General features: G+C 63.5%; 16 protein-coding genes. 13 read left to right on the top strand and 3 right to left on the bottom strand.

Annotated elements, in window-relative coordinates; translation table 11 throughout:
• From F758_RS0130320 to F758_RS0130375, 12 genes are all read left to right on the top strand, one after another.
• Positions 1-648, top strand: a complete 648-nt coding sequence (locus tag F758_RS0130320; RefSeq protein ID WP_024511424.1) for an arylesterase — start codon at positions 1-3, stop codon at positions 646-648.
• Between the two features lie 183 nt (positions 649-831).
• Complete coding sequence (gene thpR / locus F758_RS0130325; protein WP_024511425.1) at positions 832-1368, top strand: RNA 2',3'-cyclic phosphodiesterase; 537 nt, start codon at positions 832-834, stop codon at positions 1366-1368.
• Between the two features lie 220 nt (positions 1369-1588).
• Positions 1589-2773 carry a cell division protein ZapE gene (gene zapE / locus F758_RS0130330; protein ID WP_024511426.1) on the top strand — a complete coding sequence of 395 codons (1185 nt, stop codon included), beginning with the start codon at positions 1589-1591 and terminating at the stop codon, positions 2771-2773.
• 284 nt (positions 2774-3057) lie between these two features.
• Positions 3058-4026, top strand: coding sequence for a malate dehydrogenase (mdh, locus tag F758_RS0130335; RefSeq protein ID WP_024511427.1), 969 nt, complete (start codon positions 3058-3060; stop codon positions 4024-4026).
• Positions 4027-4150: 124 nt separating this feature from the next.
• Positions 4151-5347, top strand: coding sequence for an ADP-forming succinate--CoA ligase subunit beta (gene sucC, locus F758_RS0130340; protein ID WP_024511428.1), 1197 nt, complete (start codon positions 4151-4153; stop codon positions 5345-5347).
• A gap of 5 nt (positions 5348-5352) precedes the next feature.
• Positions 5353-5832, top strand: coding sequence for a DUF1579 family protein (locus tag F758_RS0130345; RefSeq protein ID WP_024511429.1), 480 nt, complete (start codon positions 5353-5355; stop codon positions 5830-5832).
• Between the two features lie 32 nt (positions 5833-5864).
• Positions 5865-6749 carry a succinate--CoA ligase subunit alpha gene (sucD, locus tag F758_RS0130350; protein ID WP_024511430.1) on the top strand — a complete coding sequence of 295 codons (885 nt, stop codon included), beginning with the start codon at positions 5865-5867 and terminating at the stop codon, positions 6747-6749.
• A 139-nt stretch (positions 6750-6888) separates the two neighbouring features.
• Positions 6889-9846 (top strand): 2-oxoglutarate dehydrogenase E1 component, encoded by a 2958-nt coding sequence (locus F758_RS0130355; RefSeq protein ID WP_024511431.1) that lies wholly within the window; start codon positions 6889-6891, stop codon positions 9844-9846.
• A gap of 158 nt (positions 9847-10004) precedes the next feature.
• The gene (gene odhB, locus F758_RS0130360; protein ID WP_024511432.1) at positions 10005-11264 is read left to right on the top strand and encodes a 2-oxoglutarate dehydrogenase complex dihydrolipoyllysine-residue succinyltransferase; all 1260 of its coding nucleotides are present in this window, start codon (positions 10005-10007) and stop codon (positions 11262-11264) included.
• 36 nt (positions 11265-11300) lie between these two features.
• Positions 11301-12047, top strand: a complete 747-nt coding sequence (locus F758_RS0130365) for an SDR family oxidoreductase (RefSeq protein ID WP_024511433.1) — start codon at positions 11301-11303, stop codon at positions 12045-12047.
• A gap of 37 nt (positions 12048-12084) precedes the next feature.
• Positions 12085-13485 carry a dihydrolipoyl dehydrogenase gene (gene lpdA / locus F758_RS0130370; RefSeq protein WP_024511434.1) on the top strand — a complete coding sequence of 467 codons (1401 nt, stop codon included), beginning with the start codon at positions 12085-12087 and terminating at the stop codon, positions 13483-13485.
• Positions 13486-13522: 37 nt separating this feature from the next.
• A complete protein-coding gene (locus F758_RS0130375) occupies positions 13523-14053 on the top strand; it encodes a hypothetical protein (RefSeq protein WP_024511435.1) in 531 nt (176 codons plus the stop codon).
• A 149-nt stretch (positions 14054-14202) separates the two neighbouring features.
• Here F758_RS0130375 and F758_RS0130380 read toward each other — a convergent pair whose 3' ends face one another.
• Entirely contained in the window at positions 14203-14793 is a 591-nt protein-coding gene (locus F758_RS0130380; RefSeq protein WP_024511436.1) for a DUF4337 domain-containing protein, read from the bottom strand.
• 115 nt (positions 14794-14908) lie between these two features.
• The gene (locus F758_RS0130385; protein ID WP_024511437.1) at positions 14909-15880 is read right to left on the bottom strand and encodes a tyrosine recombinase XerC; all 972 of its coding nucleotides are present in this window, start codon (positions 15878-15880) and stop codon (positions 14909-14911) included.
• A 93-nt stretch (positions 15881-15973) separates the two neighbouring features.
• On the opposite strand from F758_RS0130385, the gene F758_RS0130390 reads away from it, so the two are divergent.
• On the top strand, positions 15974-18184 hold the full coding sequence (locus tag F758_RS0130390; protein ID WP_024511438.1) for a primosomal protein N': 2211 nt from the start codon (positions 15974-15976) through the stop codon (positions 18182-18184).
• A 249-nt stretch (positions 18185-18433) separates the two neighbouring features.
• Here F758_RS0130390 and F758_RS44755 read toward each other — a convergent pair whose 3' ends face one another.
• Positions 18434-18940, bottom strand: coding sequence for a septal ring lytic transglycosylase RlpA family protein (locus tag F758_RS44755; protein ID WP_035723539.1), 507 nt, complete (start codon positions 18938-18940; stop codon positions 18434-18436).
• Positions 18941-18991 lie beyond the last annotated feature (51 nt).

Raw genomic sequence — 18991 nt, forward strand, 5'->3', positions numbered from 1 at the left:
ATGCACATAGTCGTGTTGATGGTCGCCATCATGACGGTGCAGCTCTCTTTCGCGCAAACCTCCGCGGCAGGCGAAGCCAAGCCCGTCAAGATGGTGGTCCTGGGCGATTCATTGAGTGCGGGCCTTGGGCTGCCGGGACCTGCGGCATTTCCGGCCAGGCTACAAAAAGCTTTGAAGGACAAAGGCATAGAGGTGGAGATAACCAACGCCGGGGTGTCGGGCGACACCGCCTCCGCCGGCCGCGACCGGCTCGATTGGTCGGTGCCGGAGGGAACCCAGGCGGTGATCGTCGAACTCGGCGCCAACGACGCCTTGCGTGGCATCGATCCCAAGATCACGCGCGAGGCGCTCTCCGACATCATCGGCCGGCTGAAGAAGCGCGGAATCGCGGTGATGCTGTGCGGCATGCTGGCGCCGCCGAACTACGGCAGCGACTATGCGGCGCGCTTCGACGCGATCTACCCGGACCTTGCGAAAGCCTTCGACGTGCCGCTCTACCCGTTCTTCCTGAACGGCGTCGCGGCCGACGCGAAGCTCAACCAGGCGGATGGGATTCATCCCACCGCAGAAGGCGTCGACATTATCGTGAAGAATGTCTTGCCCACGGTGGAGGCATTTTTAGGCACGATAAAAGGTCAGCCTAGTTGAAAAACGGGCAAGGTGACGCTTAACCCTGTACGTGCTTCTACGGGGCTTTCCGCTTCGTTAACGCAGGATGCTTCGCAGAGTCACATAACTACGGTACAAATTCTGCATCGGTGATTCGCCGCCGGGATTTGTGGTCAGGTCCGATCTGCCTGGATCGGGCCGCAAGCATCGGGAGTCCTGACGATGCCGCGCTTGTTTACTGGTCTGGAAATCCCGCCAGATGTCTGCCAGACGCTTTCCAGCTTGCGAGGTGGTCTCCCCGGCGCCCGTTGGATCGATCCCGAAAATTACCACGTCACATTGCGCTTCATCGGCGATATCGACGGCGCCTCCGCCCACGAGATCGCCTCGATGCTGGAGCGGGTCGATCGCAAGCCGTTCGAGGTGACGGTGCGGGGTCTCTCCAGCTTCGGCGGACGCAAGCCGCGCGCGGTGGTCGCTACCATCGTGCCGAGCCGGCCGCTGATCGAGCTGCAGGCGGAACTGGAACGGCTGATGCAGCGCATCGGGCTTGATCCGGAGGGACGCAAATTCATTCCGCACGTCACGCTGGCGCGGCTCTACGATGCTTCGAGCCAGGACGTTGCCGATTATCTCTCGCTACGCGGTTATTTCCCAAGCAAGGTCTTCACCGCCGAGCGCTTCGTGCTGTTTTCCTCGCGCGCCTCCACCGGAGGCGGCCCCTATGTCGTCGAGGATTCCTACGCGCTGAGCGCGTGATCGTGCTCTCTAAGATCCGCCGTCGTCATGGCCGGGCTTGTCCCGGGCATCGACGCTCCTTTCGCCGTCATTCCGGGATGGTCCGAAGGACCAGACCCGGAATCTCCGGATTCCGGGTTCGATGCTGCGCATCGCCCCGGAATGACGGTAGCGGATTCGACATACCCCCGCTGCAAATGTCGACTTGCAATTTTCGGCCGGCTGAGGCCGAAAGAGATCCATGCTCACGCCACCTTCCTCTTCGTTCCAAGCCCAATACCAGGCTCTGATCTCGTCTGGCGCCATCGAGGCCGATGCGGCCCAGGCCGAGGTCGTGGAAGCCTTCGCGAGCCTGGAACGTCGCCTTGCGGGCTATAAGCCGTCGCGCAAGCAGAGCCTGTTCGGCCGTCTGTTCGGCGACAAGAGCGACACACCGCCGCGCGGCCTCTACGTTCATGGCGAGGTCGGCCGCGGCAAGACCATGCTGATGGACCTGTTCTTTCAGGCGAGCCCCGTCACGCACAAGCGCAGGGCCCATTTCAACGAATTCATGGCCGAGGTGCATGAGCGCATCTATGGCTACCGGCAAAACATCGCCCGCGGCGAGATCGCCGACACCGACGTCATCGCGCTCACCGCGGGCGCGATTTTCGACGAGGCGTGGCTGCTTTGCTTTGACGAGTTCCACGTCACCGACATCGCCGACGCGATGATCCTCGGGCGATTGTTCGCAAAGCTCTTCGAGCTCGGCACCGTGGTTGCGGCGACCTCAAACGTCGCTCCGGAGGATCTTTACAAAGGCGGCCTCAACCGCGCGCTGTTCCTGCCCTTCATCGCGCAGATCGAGGCGCATATGGACGTGCTGCGGTTGGACGCCAGAACCGATTTCCGGCTGGAGAAGCTCGCCGGCGTCAAGATGTGGCTGGTGCCGGCCGATGCGGAAGCGGGTCGCGCACTCGACACGGCCTGGGCGAAACTGACCGGCCACGCCAAGTGCAAGCCGCGCGATATTTCGATCAAGGGGCGCATCCTGCACGTGCCGTGCTCCTCGCACGGCGTCGCGCGATTTGCCTTTGCCGATCTCTGCGAAAAGCCGCTGGCGGCATCGGACTATCTGCGGCTCGCGCACGACTATCATACCATCCTGATCGATCGCATTCCGGTGATGGACTATCCGCAGCGCAATGCCGCCAAGCGCTTCATCTCGCTGATCGACACGCTCTATGACAATGCCGTGAAGCTGATGGCTTCAGCCGACGCTGATCCGATGTCGCTCTATGTTGCGACCGAAGGCCACGAGGCCAACGAGTTCAAGCGCACCTCCTCGCGCCTGATCGAGATGAGCTCGGATTCCTACCTGGCGCTGCCGCACGGACGAAAGGATTCCGCCGCCAGCGGCGCCACCACGGGGCTGGTGGAGACGTAAGCAGCGCTGTCGTTCGGTTGGCACTGTCATTCTCGGGCGCGGCAACGGGTCCGCACCGAAGCTCGGCCCGATCACAGGCTCCGCGCGAATCCGGAATCTGGAGGTTGTGGCGCGAGATTCCGGGCTCGATGCTGGCGTAGCGCCCGGAAGGACAGGGGGCCGCCCTGACCGAATTCAGGGCAGGTGCGACAATTGGGCATGGCGCGACTTGAACGTATCAGTCGAAAGCGATAACAGCCACTCGACTTCAAACCTCCCGGCTCGGGTTCAAAGGACAGGCTTCCATGGCACGCGACAAGATTGCTTTGATTGGCTCCGGTCAAATCGGCGGAACGCTGGCTCACCTCATCGGCTTGAAGGAGCTTGGCGATGTGGTGCTGTTCGATATTGCCGAGGGGGTGCCGCAGGGCAAAGCGCTCGACATTGCGCAATCCTCGCCGGTCGACGGTTTCGACGCCCAGTATTCCGGCGCCAATTCCTACGAGGCGCTCGACAACGCCGACGTCTGCATCGTCACCGCGGGCGTGCCGCGCAAGCCCGGCATGAGCCGCGATGATCTGCTCTCCATCAATCTCAAGGTCATGGAGCAGGTCGGCGCCGGCATCAAGAAATACGCGCCGAACGCCTTCGTCATCTGCATCACCAACCCGCTCGACGCCATGGTCTGGGCGCTGCAGAAGGCTTCCGGCCTGCCGCACAAAAAGGTGGTCGGCATGGCTGGCGTGCTGGACTCCGCGCGCTTCCGCTACTTCCTCGCCGATGAGTTCAACGTCTCGGTCGAGGACGTCACCGCCTTCGTGCTCGGCGGCCATGGCGACACCATGGTGCCGCTGGCGCGCTACTCCACGGTAGCAGGCATTCCGCTGCCCGACCTCGTCAAGATGGGGTGGACCTCGCAGGCTCGCATTGACGAGATCGTCGACCGTACCCGCAATGGCGGTGCCGAGATCGTCAATCTGCTGAAGACCGGCTCGGCCTATTACGCGCCGGCGGCCTCGGCGATCGCGATGGCCGAGAGCTATCTGCGCGACAAGAAGCGCGTGCTGCCCTGCGCCGCTTACCTCAACGGCGAGTATGGCGTGAAGGACATGTATGTCGGCGTGCCGGTCGTGATCGGCGGCAAGGGCGTCGAGCGTATCGTCGAGATCGAACTCGCCGGCAAGGACCGCGAGGGTTTCGACAAGTCGGTCGCCGCCGTGCAGGGGCTGGTCGATGCCTGCAAGAAGATCGCGCCCGACCTGCTCGGCCGGTAATTTCCTTGCCTCGCCAAAATCGCTCGGCTTCGGGCCTTGAAGCTGGATTGGTATATGGTATACCAGGGCGAAATCGGCGTGGATCTTTTGCAATTCACCGGATGAGGGTTGGGGAGCGTCCCTGATGAATATTCACGAATACCAGGCCAAGGCACTGCTCAGCGAGTTCGGGGTGCCGATGTCGAAAGGCTTCCCGGTGCTCCGGCCCGAGGACGCCGGTGCCGCCACCAAGTCGGTCCCAGGCCCGATCTGGGTGGTGAAGAGCCAGATCCATGCCGGCGGCCGCGGCAAGGGCAAATTCAAGGAAGCCTCCGCCGGCGAGAAGGGCGGCGTGCGCATCGCCAAGTCGGCCGATGAAGTGAAGGAGTTCGTCAAGCAGATGCTGGGCGCAACCTTGGTCACGGTGCAGACTGGCCCCGCCGGCAAGCAGGTCAACCGCCTCTACATCGAGGAAGGCTCCGACATCGAGAAGGAGTTCTACCTCTCGCTCCTGGTCAACCGCGAAACTTCTGAAGTGTCCTTCGTGGTCTCGACCGAAGGCGGCGTCAACATCGAGGATGTGGCGCATTCGACCCCGGAAAAGATCGTCTCGTTCTCGGTCGATCCCGCCACCGGCATCATGGGGCACCACGGTCGCGCGGTCGCGAAAGCGTTGAACCTCACAGGCGATCTCGCCAAGCAGGCTGAGAAGCTGACGACCCAGCTCTACAACGCCTTCGTCGCCAAGGACATGGCGATGCTGGAGATCAACCCGCTCGTCGTCACCAAGCAGGGCAACTTGCGCGTCCTCGACGCCAAGATTGCCTTCGACGACAACGCGTTGTTCCGACATCCCGAAGTCGTGGCATTGCGCGACGAAACCGAGGAGGACGCCAAGGAGATCGAGGCGTCCAAATACGACCTCAACTATGTCGCGCTGGACGGCAATATCGGCTGCATGGTCAATGGCGCAGGCCTTGCCATGGCGACCATGGACATCATCAAGCTCTATGGCATGTCGCCGGCGAACTTCCTCGATGTCGGCGGCGGCGCCAGCAAGGAAAAGGTCGCGGCCGCTTTCAAGATCATCACCGCCGATCCCAACGTGAAGGGCATCCTGGTCAACATCTTCGGCGGCATCATGAAGTGCGACGTCATCGCCGAAGGCGTTGTCGCCGCGGTGAAGGAAGTGGGCCTGAAGGTGCCGCTGGTGGTGCGGCTCGAAGGCACCAATGTCGAACAGGGCAAGAAGATCATCCGCGAATCGGGCCTCAACGTGTTGCCGGCGGACAATCTCGATGATGCCGCGCAGAAGATCGTGAAGGCCGTCAAAGGGAGCTAACGGCCATGGCCGAGGACCATCTCGCCGCACCGGCGCCTCTGGAAGAGCATCGCAGATTGGGCGTGTTCGCGGGCGAATGGAGCGGCGAGGAGGTGGTCTATCCCTCGCGCTGGGTAGAGGGCGGGCCAGCGACCTCGCAGGTCGTCGCCCGCATGGACCTCAACGGCTTCTACCTTATCCAGGACACAAGGCAGACGCGCGACGGCAGGGAGAGCTTTGCCGCCCATGCGCTCTTCACCTATGACCGCGAGGATCGGCTTTACAAACTGTTCTGGCACGACTCGCTGGGCTATTTCCCGCCCTCGCCGGCCTCCGGCTCCTGGGTCGGTAAGGTGCTGACCCTGGTGCGCGGGTCGCTGCGCGGCAATGCGCGCCACATCTACGAGATCATCGATGACGACAGCTATTCGATGAAGATCCAGTTCTCGCCGGATGCCGAGGGGTGGAGCGACGTGCTCACCGGCGTCTACAAGCGGATCCACTGACAAACGACATCCACGCGGAAGCAGCAACAGACATGTCCATCCTGATCGACAAGAACACCAAGGTCATCTGCCAGGGTTTCACCGGCAAGAACGGCACCTTCCACTCGGAGGCTGCGATCGCCTATGGGACCAAGATGGTCGGCGGCACCTCGCCGGGCAAAGGCGGTGCGACCCATCTGGGCCTGCCGGTGTTCGATACGGTGCGGGAAGCGCGCGAAAAGACCGGTGCGGACGCATCCGTGATCTACGTGCCGCCGCCGGGCGCGGCGGATGCGATCTGCGAAGCGATCGATGCTGAGATTCCGCTGATCGTCTGCATCACCGAGGGCATTCCGGTGCTGGACATGGTGCGGGTGAAGCGCTCGCTCTCGGGCTCGAAGTCGCGCCTGATCGGGCCGAACTGCCCCGGCGTGATGACGGCTGGCGAGTGCAAGATCGGTATCATGCCGGCCAATATCTTCAAGCCGGGCAATGTCGGCATCGTCTCCCGCTCGGGCACGCTGACCTATGAGGCCGTGTTCCAGACCACGCAGGAGGGCCTCGGCCAGACCACCGCGGTCGGCATCGGCGGCGACCCCGTCAAGGGCACCGAGTTCATCGACGTGCTGGAAATGTTCCTGGCCGACCCCAAGACCACCTCGATCATCATGATCGGCGAGATCGGCGGCTCGGCCGAGGAGGACGCCGCGCAATTCATCAAGGATGAGGCCAAGCGGGGCCGCAAGAAGCCGATGGTCGGGTTCATCGCTGGCGTCACGGCGCCCCCCGGCCGGCGCATGGGTCATGCCGGCGCCATCATTTCCGGCGGCAAGGGCGACGCCCGGTCCAAGACGGAGGCCATGGAATCTGCTGGAATTACAGTGTCCCCGTCGCCAGCCCGGCTCGGACACACGCTTGCCGAAAAATTGAAGCGCTGATTCAGTCTTTCGTCCTTTTCGGCCTGAACATTTACACTAAATAAGGTAAACGGTCCCTAAGACCGCCGCGCTGACCCGCTGCCGTGGGTCGGCGACCGCGCCTTTTCGGTCGCGCGAAGTAAATCACCAGGACTCGATCATGTCTCGCCAAGACGCGAACGCCGCCTTTGCCCTCTCTTCATTTCTGCAGGGCACCAACGCCACCTACATCGACGACATCTACGCCCGTTACGAGAAAGACCCGGCCTCGGTCGACAGGGAGTGGCAGGAGTTTTTCAAGAGCCTGAAGGACCAGCCGGCGGACGTCATCAAGAACGTCGAAGGTCCCTCCTGGAGCCGCGACAACTGGCCGCTGACCCCCCAGGACGAGCTGACGAGCGCGCTCGACGGCAACTGGGCCACCGTCGAGAAGGCGGTCGGCCAGAAGATCGCCGCCAAGGCGCAGGCCAAGGGCGCCGAGATCACCGCCGCCGAGCTGCACCAGGCGACGCGCGATTCAGTGCGGGCCTTGATGCTCATCCGCGCTTACCGCATGCGCGGTCATTTCCACGCCAATCTCGATCCGCTCGGGATCGAGCAGCATCCGAGCCGTGAAGAGCTCGACCCGCGCACCTACGGTTTCGAGGAGGCCGATTTCGATCGCAAGATCTTCCTCGATCATGTGCTGGGCCTCGAATACGGCACGTTGCGCGAGATCGTGACGATCTGCGAGCGCACCTACTGCCAGACGCTCGGCGTCGAGTTCATGCACATTTCCAATGCGGCGCAGAAGGCCTGGATCCAGGAGCGCATCGAAGGCCCGGACAAGGAGATCAGTTTCACCCGCGAGGGCCGCAGGGCCATTCTGAACAAGCTGATCGAGACCGAAGGCTTCGAAAAGTTCTGCGACGTCAAGTTCACGGGAACCAAGCGCTTCGGGTTGGACGGCGGCGAATCACTGATCCCGGCGCTCGAGCAGATCATCAAGCGCGGCGGCAATCTCGGCGTGAAGGAGATCGTTGTGGGCATGCCGCATCGCGGCCGTCTCAACGTGCTCACCCAAGTCATGGGCAAGCCGCACCGCGCGCTGTTCCACGAGTTCAAGGGCGGCTCGGCGAACCCTGACGACGTCGAAGGTTCGGGCGACGTGAAGTACCACCTCGGTGCTTCGTCCGATCGCGAGTTCGACGGCAACCGCATCCATCTGTCGCTGACCGCGAATCCCTCGCATCTTGAAATTGTCGATCCCGTGGTGCTCGGCAAGGTGCGTGCCAAGCAGGATCAGCATGGCGATCCGCCCGATATGCGCATTTCGGTGCTGCCGCTCCTGATGCATGGCGACGCGGCGTTCGCCGGCCAGGGCGTGGTGGCCGAATGCTTCAGCCTGTCGGACCTGAAGGGTTACCGCACCGGCGGTTCCCTGCATTTCATCGTCAACAACCAGATCGGCTTCACCACCTATCCGCGTTACTCGCGCTCCTCGCCCTATCCGTCCGATGTGGCGAAGATGATCGACGCGCCGATCTTCCATGTGAATGGCGATGATCCGGAAGCGGTGGTGTTCGCCGCCAAGGTCGCGATTGAGTTCCGGCAGAAATTCCACAAGCCTGTCGTAATCGACATGTGGTGTTATCGCCGCCACGGTCACAACGAGGGCGACGAGCCGGGCTTCACCCAGCCGGTGATGTACAAGCGGATCGCCTCGCACCCCTCCACGCTGGAGATCTATGCCAAGCGCCTGATTGCCGATGGCGTGGTCACCGAAGGCGAAGTCGAGAAAGCCAAGGCGGACTGGCGCGCGCGGCTTGATGCCGAGTTCGAGGCGGGTGCCGGCTATAAGCCGAACAAAGCCGATTGGCTGGACGGCAAATGGGCCGGCTTCAAGATCGCCGACCAGGAAGAGGATGCCCGCCGCGGCGTCACCGGCGTCGAGATCGCGACGCTCAAGGATATCGGCCGCAAGATCACCAAGGTGCCGGATGGCTTCCGGGTTCACCGCACCATCCAGCGCTTCCTCGACAACCGTGCCAAGGCGATTGAGAGCGGCGTCGGCATCGACTGGGCAACCGGCGAGGCTTTGGCTTTCTGCACGCTCCTGCAGGAAGGCTATCACGTGCGGCTCTCCGGGCAGGATTCCGAACGCGGCACCTTCTCGCAGCGCCATTCGGTCCTGATCGATCAGGAAGACGAGAGCCGCTACACGCCGTTCAATCATCTCGGTGGCGAGCAGGGCCATTACGAGGTCATCAACTCGCTGTTGTCGGAAGAAGCCGTGCTCGGCTTCGAATATGGCTACTCGCTCGCCGAGCCGAATGCGCTCGCGGTATGGGAGGCGCAGTTCGGCGATTTCGCCAATGGCGCGCAGGTCGTGTTCGACCAGTTCATCTCCTCTGGCGAACGCAAATGGCTGCGTATGTCCGGCCTCGTCTGCATGCTGCCGCATGGTTATGAGGGCCAGGGACCGGAACACTCGTCGGCCCGGCTCGAGCGGTACTTGCAGATGTGCGCCGAAGACAACATGCAGGTGGCCTATCCGACCACGCCCGCCAATTACTTCCACGTGCTGCGGCGGCAGCTGCATCGCGAGATCAGGAAGCCCTTGATCCTGATGACGCCGAAGTCGCTCTTGCGCCACAAGCGTGCGGTGTCAAGGCTCGAGGAGCTGGCAAAGGGCACGACCTTCCACCGCATCCTCTACGATGACGCGCAGATGCAGCCCGATGAGAAGATCAAGCTGGTGCCGGATGACAAGATCCGTCGCGTGATCCTGTGCTCGGGCAAGGTCTATTACGATCTTTACGAAGAGCGCGAGAAGCGCGGCATCGACGACATCTACCTGATGCGCATCGAGCAGCTCTATCCGGTGCCGCTGAAGGCGCTGGTGATGGAGCTCGCCCGCTTCAAGGGCGCCGAGATGGTCTGGTGCCAGGAAGAGCCGCGCAACATGGGCGCGTGGCACTTCATCGAGCCGTATCTGGAGTGGGTGCTGAACCAGGTTGGCGCCACGCATCGCCGCCCGCGTTACGCCGGCCGCGCCGCGGCGGCGGCGACCGCGACCGGTTTGATGTCGAAGCACCTCGCCCAGCTCAAGGCACTGCTGGACGACGCGCTGAACTAACCGCAATCCACCCACCCGTCATGCCCCGCGAAAGCGGGGCATCCAGCAGCCCGCGCCAGCGCCGTTTGAGTCTCGCCGGCTTGGGTTACTGGATCCTCCGCTTTCGCGGAGGATGACAGCCACGCTTTTGACGCACAGGTTTTTCGAGGAAAAGCATCATGACCGAAATTCGCGTTCCGACGCTCGGCGAATCCGTCACGGAGGCCACCATTGGCCGCTGGTTCAAGAAGGCCGGCGATCCGGTTGCCGTTGACGAGCCCTTGGTCGAGCTCGAGACCGACAAGGTGACCATCGAGGTGCCGGCACCTTCCGCCGGCACGCTTGGCGAGATCATCGCCAAGGACGGTGAGACGGTCGCTGTCGGCGCGTTGCTTGGCCAGATCAATGATGGCGCGGCCGCTGCGGCCAAGCCCGCGGCTGCGCCTGCCGCCACTGCTCCCGCTGCCGCCAAGCCGGCCGCGCCTGCGCCACAGGCGGCGCCCGCTCCGGCCGCCGCACCAAAGGCGGCGCCGTCAGACATTCCGCTTGCGCCTTCGGTGCGAAAACTCTCGGCCGAAAGCGGCGTCGATGCGTCCACCGTGCCGGGCTCCGGCAAGGACGGTCGCGTTACCAAGGGCGACATGCTGGCTGCGATCGAGCGCGCGGCCTCGGCGCCGATGCCAATCAGCCAACCGGCGGCCGCGGTGCAGGTGCGCGCGCCGTCCCCGCCCGACGATGCGGCGCGCGAGGAACGCGTGCGGATGACGCGGCTGCGCCAGACGATCGCGCGGCGTCTGAAGGACGTGCAGAACACGGCGGCAATGCTGACGACCTTCAACGAGGTCGATATGAGCCACGTGATGGCGATGCGCGCGCAGTACAAGGACGTGTTCGAGAAGAAGCACGGCGTGAAGCTCGGCTTCATGGGCTTCTTCACCAAGGCCTGCGTGCAGGCGCTGAAGGATATTCCGGCCGTCAACGCCGAGATCGACGGCACCGATCTCATCTACAAGAACTACTACCACATCGGCATCGCGGTCGGCACCGATCGCGGCCTGGTGGTGCCTGTCGTGCACGATTGCGACCAGAAGTCGATCGCCGAAATCGAGAAGGGAATCGCCGATTACGGTCGTAGGGCTCGCGACGGCCAGCTCAAGATCGAGGAGATGCAGGGCGGCACTTTCACCATCACCAATGGCGGCATCTACGGCTCGCTGATGTCGACGCCGATCCTGAACGCGCCGCAATCCGGCATTCTGGGCATGCACAAGATCCAGGAGCGGCCGATGGTGATCGGCGGCAAGATCGAGATTCGCCCGATGATGTATCTGGCGCTGTCCTATGATCACCGTGTCATCGACGGCAAGGAAGCCGTGACCTTCCTGGTGCGCGTCAAGGAAAGCCTGGAGGACCCCGCGCGCCTGGTACTCGATCTCTGATCCAGGCCATGCGCGCCCGATCATAGGGGAACGACATTGACCGACCAAGTCGTCATCATCACTGGCGGCAGCCGCGGCATCGGCCGCGCCACCGCGCTTGCCGCCGCCACGCGCGGCTACCGCGTCTGCATCGGCTATGCCAGCAATCAGACCGCGGCCACCAGCGTGGTCGACGCAATCGAAGCGAAGGACGGCAAGGCGATCGCGGTGAAATGCGACGTCGGCGAGGAGCGCGACATTCTTGCGTTGTTCAAGGCGGCCGACAAGCTCGGCACGCTCGGGGCGCTGGTGAACAATGCCGGCATCGTCGGGCCGACGTCGCGGGTCGATGAGATGTCGGCGGAGCGCATCCAGCGCATGATGGCGGTCAACGTCACCGGCAGCATCCTGTGCGCGCGCGAGGCCGTGAAGCGGATGTCGACGCGACATGGCGGCAAGGGCGGCGTCATCGTCAACTTGTCGTCGGCGGCGGCCAAGCTCGGCTCCCCCAACACCTATGTCGATTACGCGGCTTCCAAAGGCGCGATCGACACTTTCACGCTGGGGCTCGGTTACGAAGTCGCCGGCGAAGGTATTCGCGTCGCCGCGATCAGACCCGGTCTGATCGACACCGAAATCCACGCCTCCGGCGGCGAGCCCGACCGTGCCCATCGGCTCGCGGCTCACGTGCCGATGAAGCGCGTCGGCACGGCAGATGAAATCGCCAATGCGATCCTCTGGCTGATGTCGGACGACGCCTCCTACGTGACCAGCGCCATCCTTGATGTCTCGGGCGGGCGTTAACGGCAGTCACATTCTTTAAGCATACAGGACTTCAATCATGCCCACTTACGATCTCGTTGTCATTGGCACCGGTCCTGGCGGATATGTGTGTGCCATCCGCGCGGCACAGCTCGGTATGAAAGTCGCCGTCGTTGAGAAGAATGCGACGCTGGGCGGCACCTGTCTCAACATCGGCTGCATGCCGTCGAAGGCGCTCCTGCATGCTTCGGAGATGTTCGAGGAAGCCGGGCATTCCTTCGCGAAAATGGGCGTTGCCGTCTCCGCGCCGAAGCTCGATCTGCCCGCGATGATGAATTTCAAGCAGCAGGGCATCGACGGCAACGTCAAGGGCGTCGAGTTCCTGATGAAGAAGAACAAGATCGACGTCATCCGCGGTGTCGGCAAGATCCTCGGCAGCGGCAAAGTCGAAGTTTCCCTCGATGGCAAGGCGCAAGCTATCGAGACCAAGAACATCGTGATCGCCACCGGCTCTGATGTCGCGCCGCTGAAGGGCATTGAGATCGATGAGAAGCGCATCGTCTCCTCGACCGGCGCGCTGTCGCTGCCGAAGGTGCCGGAGAAAATGCTGGTCGTCGGTGCCGGCGTGATCGGACTTGAGCTCGGCTCGGTGTGGCGCCGGCTGGGCGCCGACGTCATGGTTGTTGAATTCCTGGACCGTATCTTGCCAGGGATGGACGGCGAGATCTGTAAGCAATTCCAGCGCATCCTGGAAAAGCAAGGCTTTGTGTTCAAGCTGTCTTCCAAGGTCACGGGCGTTGATACCTCGGGCAAGACCCTGGCGGTGAAGGTCGAGCCGGCAGCGGGCGGACCCGCGGAGAGCCTGGAGGCCGACGTCGTGCTGGTCGCGATCGGCCGTGTGCCCTACACGCAAGGCCTCGGCCTCAAGGAGGCCGGTGTTGCCCTAGACAATCGTGGCCGCGTGCAGATCGATCCGCATTTTGCAACCACGCTGAAAGGCGTCTACGCCATCGGCGACGTGGTCGCGGGTCCGATGCTCGCGCACAAGGCCGAAGATGAAGGCGTTGCCGTTGCCGAAATCATCGCGGGCCAAGCCGGTCATGTGAATTACGATGTGATACCCGGGGTTGTGTATACAACGCCGGAAGTCTCGGCCGTTGGCAAGACCGAGGAAGAGCTGAAGCAGGCCGGCATCGCTTACACCGTCGGTAAATTCCCGTTCACCGCCAATGGCCGCTCCAAAGTCAACCAGACCACGGACGGTTTTGTAAAGATTCTCGCAGATGCGAAGACCGATCGTGTCCTTGGTGTGCATATTGTTGGCCGCGAAGCGGGCGAAATGATCCATGAAGCGGCCGTATTGATGGAGTTTGGTGGCTCTGCAGAAGATCTCGCCCGCACCTGTCATGCGCATCCAACCCGCTCAGAAGCCATCAAGGAAGCCGCGCTTGCGGTCGGCAAACGGGCCATCCATATGTAGCTCACGCCCCGGATGCGAAGCGGGCGGGACGAATTGAATGCTGCGCCGCCTTCTGCAACCCATCTGGATTCTGCTGGCGATCATCTTTTTGATCGAAGCCTGGCTGTGGGATCATCTCGAACCCATCGTCGCCCGGATCGTCGCCGCCATCCCGCTCAGCGCCTTCAAGCAATGGCTCACCGACCGCGTCGATACGCTGTCGCCGGCGATGACGCTGATCGTCTTCGTCGTGCCGGTGATCCCACTGTTTCCGCTGAAGATGATCGGGGTGTGGCTGCTCATGCATCAGTATTGGATGAGCGCGTTCACGACCATTCTGTTCGCGAAATTCCTTGGCGTCGGTATCACGGCTTTCATATTCGACGTGACGCGGCCGAAGCTTTTGGAGATGGCCTGGTTCGAAAAGCTCTACCAGTTCGTGCTGGCGCTGCGTGCCAAGTGTAAGGAGCTGGTCGATCCGGTGAAGGCGAAGATTCTCGCAGTCTTACGCGGCGATAGCGATCGCTGGACGGCGCGAATGCTGCGGCTCATTCTGCGCTTCCGAAAGAGCGTCCACGAGGCGCGGTAGCGGATCCGTTATCCCCGCGCAAACGGCTCAGCCGTTTGTCGCTGGAAGCGCAAGCGAGCCTTGAAGAATGAACGACCCGTTGTCGCAGTCGGGCCGTCGCACTTCGAGACGCGCTCCTCGGTGTGACTGTGACACAGCGAGTCTTTGGCTCAATGCAGCGGCAAGAGATGCGGCTCGAACACGCCGAGCGCCGTGATTGCGATTCCCACGACGGCCAAGAGACCCGAGACCCAGGCCAGCGCTAGGATGCCGGTGATGATGGTGGCGGATGCCAGCACGATCGCGATCTGGAAGGCGGCGGAGCCGAGCTCGAAATGGTGGTACTTGGCGGTCGCGAGATTTCGCTCTTCTTCGGCGTGCTTGGCGCGCTCCGATAGCTGTTCGGTCCCTTCGCCGGTCTCCGGCTCGGAGCGGTACCGCGCCGCGGTCTTCTGCCAGTCCTCGATCTGCTTTTGTGCCGCAGCGTTGGCGGCGCCATCCGCTACGCTGCCCAGCCCGAGCTTGGTTTGCTCCGCGGCTGTCTGAACCACGGTGCGGCGAATCGTCTTGGCCTGGAAAAACGCCCACAGATTGGAGGCCTCGACGTTCTTGCTTATGGCTTCTGTCTGCGCGCCTTTGCCCAGCGTCTCCGCTAGTGCAAGGCACAGCGCAATGATCGCGATCAGCAGTGCGATCTTCTTGTTTTCGCCGGCTGCGTGCTCGGCGTGTTCGGCGTGCTCCATGCTCTCGTGCGCGCTCATGATTCCCCTCCGGATAGGACGAGCAACACGAATGCCGGAACCACGCTGCCGGCGCAAGAGGGCACTGGGCGCGCTTGCCCGTGACAGGTGCGTGTCAGCTTGATGAACGCGCCGTTTAGCTACGGGGATGCGCGCTGCGGTAGACTTCGAGCAAACGCTCGCTATCGATGCCGGTATAAATTTGCGTGGTCGAGAGCGAGGAATGGCCGAGCAATTCCTGGATCGCGCGTAAGTCGCCGCCGCGTGATAGTAGATGCGTCGCAAAGGAATGCCGCAGCGCGTGCGGGGTCGCGCTGTCGGGTAGGCCGAGCGCGCCCCGCAGTCGCGCCATGGTGAGCTGAATGATGCGCGGATTGAGCGGCCCGCCGCGCGCGCCGACGAAGATCGGCCCTTCCGCGGGTAGCGCATGCGGGCAGATCGCGACATAGTCCGCGATCAACTGCAGCACATTCTGCAGCACTGGGACCATGCGCGTCTTGTTGCCCTTGCCGGTGACTGTCAAAACGTCGCCCGTGCCGGGCTGCGGCACGTCGCGCCGCTTCAACGACAGCGCTTCGGAAATACGCAAGCCGGATCCGTAGAGCAGCGCCATCACGGCGGCGTCGCGCACCAGGACCCAGGTTTCGCGCTCCTCGCCCGCGCGCTCATCCGCATCGGTCAGGCGCTTGGCGCCGGCGATGTGGATCGGCTTCGGCAGGCTCTTGCCGACTTTCGGCGCACGGATCGCCGACAATGCGCCGAGCTTGCCCTTGCCTTCGCGCTCGAGAAAACGGCCGAACGAGCGCAGTCCCGCCAGGGCACGCATCAGCGAGCGGCTGGCGATGTCGTCCGCTCGCCGCATCGCCATGAAGGCCCGCACGTCGGTCGCCTCGATCACCGCAAAGCGCGTGAGCGTCACCCGCGTGCCCCAATGTTCACAGAGAAACGCGAGGCATTGGCGGACGTCGCGGCCATAGGCTTCCAGCGTCTTCGGCGATAACCTGCGCTCGGCGCGCAGATGCGACAGCCAGCGCGCCATTTCCAGCGCGATGGTCTCGTCGGCACAGTCGAGCTCGATCGGCTCAGTGGCAGGTGGCGTTCGGGCCATGGGCTATTGGCGCAGTGATTCTCATGATTATATCGCACCGCTTTCCTTTCGCCTTCGCTAAGAAAACCAACCGGCGTTAAGTTGCCTCTTCCGATGGACCACGCTCCCCGCACCGGCTTTTCCTCCCCGACATCGACGCGCATCGTCGATGTGCTGGTTCCGGTCGCTTTGAACCAGACCTATTCCTACCGTGTGCCGCGCGGCATGGAGCTGAAGGCTGGCGATGTCGTCGGCGTGCCGCTCGGTCCGCGCGAGGTGCTCGCCGTGGTCTGGGGCGAAAACGCCAATCCGGATCCGCGGCTGCACAATCGCCTGAAGGACGTCGCCGAGAGGCTCGATGTGCCGCCGCTCAAGCAGGAGCTGCGCTCGCTGGTGGATTGGGTCGCCAATTATACGCTGTCCTCGCGCGGCATGGTGCTGCGCATGTGCCTGCGGATGGGCGAGCATTTGGGACCCGAGCGGGTGCGCATCGGCGTGCGGCTGGTCGGTCAGCCGCCACAGCGGCTGACGCCGGCGCGCAAGCGGTTGCTCGCGGTGCTTTCGGATGGCCTGTTGCACGGCAAGAGCGAGGCGGCGCACGAGGCCGGCGTCTCGACCGGCGTGATCGACGGCCTGGTGGATGAGGGCACGCTGGTCACGGAGCCGTTGCCGCCGGCGCCGCCGCCGCCCGCGCCCGATCCGTCCCATGCGCAGCCTGAATTCTCGCGCCAGCAGCGCACCGCGGTCGACACCATGCGCGCGCTCGCCGCGAGCGGCAGCTTTCACGTCGCGCTGCTCGATGGCGTCACCGGGTCTGGCAAGACCGAAGTCTATTTCGAGGCGGTCGCCGAGGTCATTCGCCGGAAAAAACAATCGCTGATCCTGATGCCGGAGATCGCGCTCACGGGCCAGTTTCTCGACCGCTTCGCGCAGCGTTTTGGCGTGCGGCCAATCGAGTGGCATTCGGAGCTCACCCCGCGCACCAGGCAGCGCAATTGGGCGGCGATCGCTTGCGGCGAGGCGCCGGCCGTGGTCGGCGCGCGCTCGGCGCTATTTCTGCCCTATGCCGATCTCGGCCTGATCGTGGTCGACGAGGAGCATGACCAGTCCTACAAGCAGGACGATGGCGTGCATTATCATGCGCGCGACATGGCGGTGGTACGTGGCCATATCGCCAAGATCCCGGTCGTGCTGGCGTCGGCGACGCCTTCGGTCGAGACCGAGGTCAACGCACGCAAAGGCCGCTACCAGCGCGTGGTGCTGCCGCAGCGTTTCGGCGGGGCGCACATGCCTCATATTGAGGCCATCGACCTGCGACGCGAAGCGCCGCAGCGCGGTCGCTTCATCTCGCCGCGCCTGGCGCAAGAGGTGCAGAATGCGATCGATCGGCGCGAACAGGCGCTCTTGTTCCTCAATCGCCGCGGCTATGCGCCGCTGACGCTGTGCCGCGCCTGCGGCCACCGCTTCGCCTGTACCATCTGCGATGCCTGGCTGGTCGACCACCGCTTTCGCCAGCGCCTCGTCTGCCATCATTGCGGGTTCTCGATGCCACGCCCGCACGTCTGCCCGAACTGCGCCGCGGAGGAATCGCTGGCTGCCATCGGTCCCGGTGTCGAGCGGCTACAGGAAGAGGCCGCATCCCTGTTTCCCGATGCGCGCACCATGGTGCTGTCGAGCGATCTGATCACCTCGATCGAGACCATGCGCAGCGAGCTCAACGCGATCGCGGAAGGACGCGTCGACATCATCATCGGCACGCAGCTCGTGGCGAAAGGCCATCATTTCCCGCGCCTCAATCTCGTCGGCGTGGTCGATGCGGATCTTGGTCTCGGCAATGGCGATCCGCGCGCCGCCGAGCGCACCTGGCAATTGCTCAACCAGGTGATCGGCCGTGCCGGGCGCGACCAGGGCCGCGGCGTCGGCTACTTGCAGACGCATCAGCCCGAGCATCCCGTGATGAAGGCGCTGATCGCCTGCGACCGCGAGGCCTTCTATGCCAGCGAAATCGAGGCGCGCGAGCGCACGCTCTATCCGCCGTTCGGCCGGCTTGCGAGCCTGATCATCTCGGGAGGCGATCGCCCGACCGCCGAGGGCTTTGCGCGCAAACTGGCGGCCGCCGCGCCGCGCGATGAACGGGTACTGCTGCTCGGCCCGGCGGAGGCGCCGCTCGCGGTGATCAAGGGACGCTACCGTTTCCGCCTGCTGCTGAAGTCGGCGCGCAATGTCGATCTCTCGGATTATCTACGGCATTGGCTGGGCGCCGCGCCCAAGACCACAGGCAACCTCAAGCTCGAAGTCGACGTCGATCCGCAGAGCTTCTTATAGGCACCGTCGTTCCGGGGCGCGCGCGAAGCGGGCGAACCTCAGATGCGCAATTGTGCATCTGGGAACCTCGAGATTCCGGATTCGGTTCGTTTGAGCCCCGCGGAATGACGCTGTGTGTGGACACCCAAACGTAAAAACCCGCCGTCATTGGCGACGGCGGGTTTCGTGTGTCAGCGCGCTACCAGTTCTGTCGTCCTGTTAAGGGCGCAGTACGCAATGGCGCTGAATGAGGTGGAGCTTGCGCGGCTTTTAGCCGATGACCTCGGCCGTGACGCGGCCGACGCCGGCGCTGGTCAGGCCGACGGCGCGCGCTGCGGCGGTCGAGAGGTCGAGGATACGGCCGCGAACGAACGGGCCACGATCGTTGACGGTGACGACGACGCTGCGGCCGCCATGGGTCACGCGGAGCTTGGTGCCGAAGGGCAGCGAGCGGTGCGCACAGGTGAGCGCGTTCTGGTCAAAACGCTGGCCGGAAGCGGTCTGCCGGCCGGACTCATTGCCGTAGAAGGACGCGACGCCGGTGAACACGCGTCCACCCCCGAAGGACGGCGTCATCGACTCACGGGACTCCTGGGCGGAGTTGCCCGACATGTTCAGGGCGTGATGGGTGTGATGGTGACGAGGATGATAGTGGTGCCTGGATTTGGCCGAAGCCTCGGTGGCGGTTCCACCGACCAGAAGAGTTGCAGCGACGACAGCAAGCGCCGTCCGCGAGCGGGTTATGCGCCCCGCCGTCCACTTATTCCGTGCTTTCATTCAGATTAGTCCCTTTAGCAGAAGTATTGCCACACGTGTGGCAAGTGGTAC

The sequence above is a fragment of the Bradyrhizobium sp. ARR65 genome (assembly GCF_000472385.1).
GTDB lineage: Bacteria > Pseudomonadota > Alphaproteobacteria > Rhizobiales > Xanthobacteraceae > Bradyrhizobium.